General features: G+C 31.1%; 5 protein-coding genes and 1 CRISPR repeat array. Of the genes, 1 reads left to right on the top strand and 4 read right to left on the bottom strand.

The annotated features are described in order from the left end of the window. The first annotated feature begins 365 nt into the window (after positions 1-365). The gene (locus HALSAC_RS16905) at positions 366-731 is read left to right on the top strand and encodes a transposase (RefSeq protein WP_084804471.1); all 366 of its coding nucleotides are present in this window, start codon (positions 366-368) and stop codon (positions 729-731) included. 277 nt (positions 732-1,008) lie between these two features. On the opposite strand, the gene HALSAC_RS0110990 is transcribed toward HALSAC_RS16905, so the two are convergent. The 4 genes from HALSAC_RS0110990 to HALSAC_RS15760 form a co-directional block, all read right to left on the bottom strand. Beyond that, entirely contained in the window at positions 1,009-1,935 is a 927-nt protein-coding gene (locus HALSAC_RS0110990; protein WP_027340307.1) for a hypothetical protein, read from the bottom strand. Between the two features lie 171 nt (positions 1,936-2,106). Next, complete coding sequence (locus HALSAC_RS0110985; RefSeq protein WP_027340306.1) at positions 2,107-2,490, bottom strand: hypothetical protein; 384 nt, start codon at positions 2,488-2,490, stop codon at positions 2,107-2,109. Beyond that, the gene (locus tag HALSAC_RS0110980; protein ID WP_035571799.1) at positions 2,468-3,226 is read right to left on the bottom strand and encodes a hypothetical protein; all 759 of its coding nucleotides are present in this window, start codon (positions 3,224-3,226) and stop codon (positions 2,468-2,470) included. Before HALSAC_RS0110980 ends, HALSAC_RS0110985 begins: the two co-directional genes overlap by 23 nt. A 1,196-nt stretch (positions 3,227-4,422) precedes the next feature. Further along, positions 4,423-6,444: a CRISPR direct-repeat array (repeat unit 37 nt; unit sequence GTTTCAATCCTTGTTTTAGTGGATTGTTGATTTAAAC). Between the two features lie 280 nt (positions 6,445-6,724). Further along, complete coding sequence (locus HALSAC_RS15760) at positions 6,725-7,210, bottom strand: hypothetical protein (RefSeq protein ID WP_156924181.1); 486 nt, start codon at positions 7,208-7,210, stop codon at positions 6,725-6,727. Between the last annotated feature and the right edge of the window lie 208 nt (positions 7,211-7,418).

Here is a 7,418-nt window from a genome sequence, read left to right as displayed (position 1 = left end):
ATTGCCTTTTTCCAACACCTTTGGTGCTACTTCTGTGGCTTTATTCACTGAATTTGATGTTGAAGAAATTGCTGATCTTTCTATTCAAGAATTAATTGATTTCTTAGTTGAAAAGGTAAAATAGATTTTCTGATCCCGAAGGCTACGCTAAAGAAATCAAAAGAATTGCACGTAATTGCTATAATATTGACCGTGATATTCAAGATGCTGTTAATCTAACTTTAGAGACATCTTTAGATACAATTAAAGCTTTAAAAAGTAGTTTAAAAACGTGTACAATAAAGCTATTGAGCGTGAAGTCTCTAAGTTTCAACAGACTCTAGATTCTATACCTGGTATTGGACCAATCTTCACTTCCGGTATAATTGCTGAAAATTGGCAATATATCGAATTTTACTGATGAAGCTAAACTAGCTAAATACGCTGGCTTAGTTTGGAATCATAAGCAATCTAATGACTACAAAAGTGATGAAACTGGTATGAGTAAATATGGTAATAAATATCTCAGATATTACTTGATACAAGCTGCCAATTCAGTTAAAAACTATTGCCCTGAATATAAAGACTATTATTCTAAAAAGCACAAAGAGTCAACTAAACATAAACACAAGCGAGCATTAGTTTTGAGTGCTAGAAAGTTAGTACGGCTTATTTTCGTTCTGCTGCGCGATAATGTGCTTTATGATCCTTCCCAGTACCTCAATTCATCTGGAGGTGATTATCAGACCTAAAACCTCTAGACTTTTAGAGAATAGTCTATAAAGAATCTCTCTAAAATTAAGTTATTTAAGTTTACACCCAGATTTAATAACTTATTTTTAGTAATGTTATAACTAGCTATAGCTCTGTTAAATTTAACCATTTATACAGGGTATGGGTGTGCTATGCCTAATTTTAGGCAATTAACTGGGTAATTTTTGTTTAAATTTTCTCTTGACATATTACCCTACTACTTAGGTTTATTGTCGTAATTATATTATACACTATTTAATCTATACGACAACTATCCTAACACATAGGGCTATGTAACTCTCGTATCCTCTCTACCGCCTTACTCCCAGTTTCATCTAATAAATTGGAAATATAAGAAGCCTCACTAGAGAACCTCAGGATAGATGCTCGTTGCATTAAAGCCAATACAGCCATCTGATAATACATAGTTTTAATATGATTGAAAATATACTCTGCACCATTAATTCTTAAAGTATTTAAATTACTACTTAATATAACAAAAGAATACCTACTCACTCCATAAAGGGTTCCATAATTTATCCACCTATCATAAGTCTGATTTTTAAGTAAATTTTTCATCATTAAATTACTTTGACAAGTTACACTATCAGCATCTACAAATATATACTTATACCAGAAAGGATCTTCTAAATAAGAATATTCACCATTTTTATTTAAGTAATTAACATAATTTCTATTATAATATCTTGTAATATCCCCACCTAGATATTTAATTTTATCATTATTTCCATACCAGGATACAACAAACATCCGATCATCAATAATTGGAGTTACTAATATTTTTTCTTGTGTTTCATTTTTATCATCAGTAAATTCATCTCCAAGTAACTCCATAATTGTATTTGATAATTTAATTGGGTTATTTTCTACTTTTTCATCATTAGAAAAATACTCAAATCGTTCTGGTTTAGGTGAATTTTCATTAAATTGAATTTCTAATTCATAAGCCAAAAAGCTCTTCTTAACATCACCTAAAGGTAAATATTGAGGGTAAATTCTTCTACCAAAATCATTAATTTTTAAAACATCATTTTCATTTGTATATTTATTATTTTCTAAATGAAAAGATAGAATTCCAACTCCACTACTATAAGTCCTCAATGTTATTCCAGCAATATCTAAACTATAATCTTTTTTATCTACCAAATAAATTTTATCTATCTCTTTATCAACTTTATTCAAATTTAGTTTATTTTCTTCTATTTTTATATCTTTAGTAGATATCTTGTTATTATCATTAAAAACCTTATTTTTGATATATTCTATCTTAATATAGGATTTAGTTAGATATAAATTTACCTTATTGTCTTTTTCTGATATGTGAATTCCATCTATTTTTATACATTTATTTCCTCAAGATAAATATAAAATATTATCTTTTAATTCTGCCTTATATTCTTTTAATTCTATCGACTCTTCCTTTAATACATTTATTATATATTTTCCACCATCTGTATTTTGATGTTCATAATATTTTACTATCTTATTTTCTTCTTGTTCAGTATTATATAATGCTTTTCTAGCATTTTCATAAAAATAAACATATTCATTGTAGTCTACTTCTTCATTAATTTTAAATTTATTAACCTTCCAATCATCACCCATTAATTCATTAAATCTATCAAAATCAACTCTTTCACTAAAACTTAATTCTTCTAATTTCTTCCCCTTCTTTTTATAATCCCACTTAAAAGGAAACATAAAAGTATGATAGCTAATGATCTCCTTCTCCGACAAACTCAACAACCTCCCTTACCTTCTCCTGTATTTCTTCACTATCTAAAGCTCCATTAGAAAACCCAAAATATCCATCTTCCCCACCACCATAATAAACCTTATCTTTTCCATACTCAGTTTTATACTTCTCTCCTAACTTTTGAGCCTTTTGACCATAATAGTTTAACTCATTATCAGTATAAACTATTAATTTATCAGTTGGATATAACCTATCACAAATAGGTGAGAATTTATCTGTCTTAGATTTCACTATTATCACTCCACCTACTCCTTCTTTATTCTCTCGAAGGGACTCTTCTGCTAACTTCTCATCCTCTTCACTTACCCCTTGATTTTTCCTATCTGCTCTTCTAATCTCTTCTATCTCCTCTTGATTAGCTCCAAAGTCCTTTAGAGCATCTATATAACCTTTATCATTCTCAGATACCATCTTCTGGTATCTGGTCAATTCTATTCCAAGTAAATCTGCTATTTGTTCAATAGATGATTCTTTATTAATGTTTTCATTATGGTGGTCTACTTCTATATAATCATTTTTGACATCAATATCACCCTGTAATTCAATTCCTACTACCGTACAATTCCTATCTAATTCTTTCAGTTCTTTCTGATAATCACTCAACTTAGCTCCCCAAGATAAGTCCTTATCTAAAACATTTTTACCTTCTTCTTCAAGCATCTTCTTAATCTCTACCATCTCTAAATCTTTGCCACCCAATAAAAATATATAATTCATAATGAAATCCCCCAGTTATAATTTTTAATTACTCTTTAATATTATTATATTTTAATTGTAAATATATTATGGGCTTTTAATTAATCTATTCGTTATCCAAGAAGTTGGCAATTACTCACTTTACTCTACTAACTTTTTACCAGTACTACAATTTTATTTCGACACTTAATGGCAAATACCCTTTATTTTGGATATGATTATGTTTTTTATGCAACTACTTTGCTAAGTACACAAATAAAAAAAGCACCCACAATGATTATGAGTGCTTAAACTTATTAATTTCAAACCCACCTTCTAAACTATCATACAAACTACCATCTTAGTCTACTTGCTAACTACAACTAAGGAAGGTCTTTAGTCTTTAAAGACCTGTAGGATAGTGGATTGTTGATTTAAACTATTCCAGACACCAGAAGATAGAACTTGCTACATGAGAGTGTTTCAATCCTTGTGGGCTGTCAAATACCCCTCCGTTCTAAACCACTCTCTAACCACAGCCACGGAAGGTCTTTTGATCTTTAAAGACCTGTAGAGTCTTGGACTGTTGATTTAGACTTAAATACAATACTGAAAAGTTGGCCCATGGCATCTTGTTTCAATCCTTGTGGGCTGTCAGATAAACTTCCGTCCTCAACTACTCTCCAACTACAGCCACGGAAGGTCTTTGGCTCTTTAAAGACCTGTAGGATAGCGGATTGTTGATTTAAACAGCTTAGGGTATTATATTAACTATTTGGGATGTAAAGTTTCAATCCTTATTTTAGTGGATTGTTGATTTAGACTATTACTGTTTAATTTGAAATTAACGAATACACAAATTTCAATCCTTATGGGCTGTCAAATACCCCTCCGTCCTAAACTACTCTCTAACTACAGCCACGGAAGGTCTTTTGACCTTTAAAGACCTGTAGGACAGTGGATTGTTGATTTAAACATGATAGATTCGCACAGAATGAGGACAGGTTACCTGTTTCAATCCTTGTTATCTTGGATTGTTGATTTAAACATATATAACTATATCATAAATGGGAAATTATTTCAAGTTTCAATCCTTGTGGGCTGTCAGATACTCTTCCGTCCTAAACTAATCTCTAACCACAGCCACGAAAGGTCTTTCGCTCTTTAAAGACCTACAGGATCTTGGACTGTTGATTTAAACATGGGCGGTTTTTTCTTTGGAGGTGGAAAATGAAAAAGTTTCAATCCTTGTTATCTTGGACTGTTGATTTAAACAACCAATACCAGACGGGCAAATAAGATACTTTATTCTTTCAGTTTCAATCCTTATTTTAGTAGACTGTTGATTTAAACTTTGGGCGTATCTTACCCAAGAATGGTTTAAGTTGGTGTTTCAATCCTTGTTTTAGTGGATTGTTGATTTAAACCTAGTACGAAAATTTGGCGATACGATGCCTACTTGTTTCAATCCTTGTTTTAGTGGATTGTTGATTTAAACCTTAATAGACCTAACAACCATTGTATTACTCCCAGTTTCAATCCTTGTTTTAGTGGATTGTTGATTTAAACCTGTATTATCACCATATTCACTGTTAAAACTACTATCCAGTTTCAATCCTTGTTTTAGTGGATTGTTGATTTAAACCATTTGAGACGCCCTTTTCCTCGGCTGACAGTCGAGGTTTCAATCCTTGTTTTAGTGGATTGTTGATTTAAACACCATTCTTTTATTCAACCACTTACCTGCTGTTTCTCGTTTCAATCCTTGTTTTAGTGGATTGTTGATTTAAACTTATTTTTCTTACCTAGTACAACACCTTTTTTATTGTTTCAATCCTTGTTTTAGTGGATTGTTGATTTAAACTTGGGGTGTCAAGTCTAGAACTAGCACTACTACTACGTTTCAATCCTTGTTTTAGTGGATTGTTGATTTAAACATCTGCTAGAGAAAGGTTGCAAGTGTTACAGGATTGTGTTTCAATCCTTGTTTTAGTGGATTGTTGATTTAAACAACTTTTCATATATTCAGCGATCCCACTACGAAACAGTTTCAATCCTTGTTTTAGTGGATTGTTGATTTAAACTCTATCTCTTTCAATTCTAATCTCTCTTCTGATGCCAGTTTCAATCCTTGTTTTAGTGGATTGTTGATTTAAACTCCTTTTGGAAATAATCCCTCGTACACATCATCACCGTTTCAATCCTTGTTTTAGTGGATTGTTGATTTAAACCCACAATTGTCCAAGGTGGGTGGCAGAGAAACTAAATTGGTTTCAATCCTTGTTTTAGTGGATTGTTGATTTAAACGCGAAGATGATATCAGAAAAATAGAGGAGAGCGATGTTTCAATCCTTGTTTTAGTGGATTGTTGATTTAAACGAAACAAGGCCAAAGAATATGGCTATGGTACCATTGATGTTTCAATCCTTGTTTTAGTGGATTGTTGATTTAAACCTAGAGAAAAAAGTGATTATTATTCAATTGGAGGGATGTTTCAATCCTTGTTTTAGTGGATTGTTGATTTAAACAAGATAATCGGTCAGAGGAGATTATTTTCAGTTTTTGTTTCAATCCTTGTTTTAGTGGATTGTTGATTTAAACGTGGTTAATGACTTTGCTAATGATTATATAGTAACTTGTTTCAATCCTTGTTTTAGTGGATTGTTGATTTAAACAGAGCAGACTGGGGGGTCTGCTCCTAAGGAGGTGATGTTTCAATCCTTGTTTTAGTGGATTGTTGATTTAAACTGGAGGAAGCATTAGAGTTTATATTGAGGATGATGAGGTTTCAATCCTTGTTTTAGTGGATTGTTGATTTAAACAAAATTAACCTATTACTAGATTGGACACCTCTCTTTAGTTTCAATCCTTGTTTTAGTGGATTGTTGATTTAAACAAGTTGACCCAGAGACTTATACTTTGCTTTGGAGATGTTTCAATCCTTGTTTTAGTGGATTGTTGATTTAAACCTAATCGCAATCCTCCATCTTCTAATCTCTTGGTTGTTTCAATCCTTGTTTTAGTGGATTGTTGATTTAAACAAAAGGGGAAAGAAAAAGCTAAGAAGCACCATCTTTAGTTTCAATCCTTGTTTTAGTGGATTGTTGATTTAAACTATCTGAAAATTGAAATTGACTTATATTTTTATGTCGTTTCAATCCTTGTTTTAGTGGATTGTTGATTTAAACATCTTGTTTGCACTTTTTTGTCCCTACACATTTTGGTTTCAATCCTTGTTTTAGTGGATTGTTGATTTAAACCCGTCAAGAAGAACAAACCCCATTCTACCAAGGATTCATCAACATTTCTTGATACACTAACTCACTCATTTCAGCACCGTATATTTATACAAAACAGCCCTTTTTGACCATTTTGCCGTCAAATTACACCCTTGACAAACCCTTATAAAAACTGACTTTATCAAAGTCCGTATATTTATTCACCAATAATTTTATAGCTTTTCTTAAACAACTCTACTACTATTCTACTAAAATTAACCTTTTAAGTCAATAACAATCTAAATGAATTTAATTAAATACCTTATTTAAATTCTAATTCATCACATATATCCCTAACTAACTTAGCAAGTGGTTTTTCATTTAATTTATCTTCTCTACAAATATTACCTACTAACCATTCTAAAACTTCTGCTTTATCCTTAAACAAATTTGGAAAATCTTTTAATATCTTCTCTATATACTCATCCGTATATACTTTCTTCTTCTTTATCAAATCCCCTACCTCATCTTTATGATAATTATATAACTCTTCAATCTTAAAAACCTTAGCATTTTCTTTAGCCTTTCTTACTATATCATCATTAGAACTAAGATTATCTTCTAAAACAATCTCAAGATTTCCCTTATTAAAAAAAGAATCGTAAGAATCCACTTGATAAGTAAATCTTAAATCATCCCCAAAACCCCTCTCATAAGGATTCAAATATTCATCATATGAAAATTCTGTAGTATTCTTTAAAGAAGAATTACAAAACTTACAGCTAGGTACTAAATTAAATATTGACATAGAAAGGTAAGGATATTTAGATTTAGGAAAAAAGTGATCTAAATCTGCTCTTATTTTACCGTTTTTTGAGTATAAAGTGGTAGGGTAATATGTCAAGAGAAAATTTAAACAAAAATTACCCAGTTAATTGCCTAAAATTAGGCATAGCACACCCATACCCTGTATAAATGGTTAAATTTAACAGAGCTATAGCTAGTTATAACATTAC

It is taken from the genome of Halonatronum saccharophilum DSM 13868, assembly GCF_000517025.1.
In the GTDB taxonomy this organism is placed as follows: domain Bacteria; phylum Bacillota; class Halanaerobiia; order Halobacteroidales; family Halobacteroidaceae; genus Halonatronum; species Halonatronum saccharophilum.
This window is presented reverse-complemented; position numbering and strand designations above follow the sequence as displayed.

Coding starts and splice junctions, on each gene's coding strand:
- HALSAC_RS0110980 (WP_035571799.1), bottom strand. CDS start 3,226: ATGAATTATATATTTTTATTGGGTGGCAAAGATTTAGAGATGGTAGAG.
- HALSAC_RS15760 (WP_156924181.1), bottom strand. CDS start 7,210: ATGTCAATATTTAATTTAGTACCTAGCTGTAAGTTTTGTAATTCTTCT.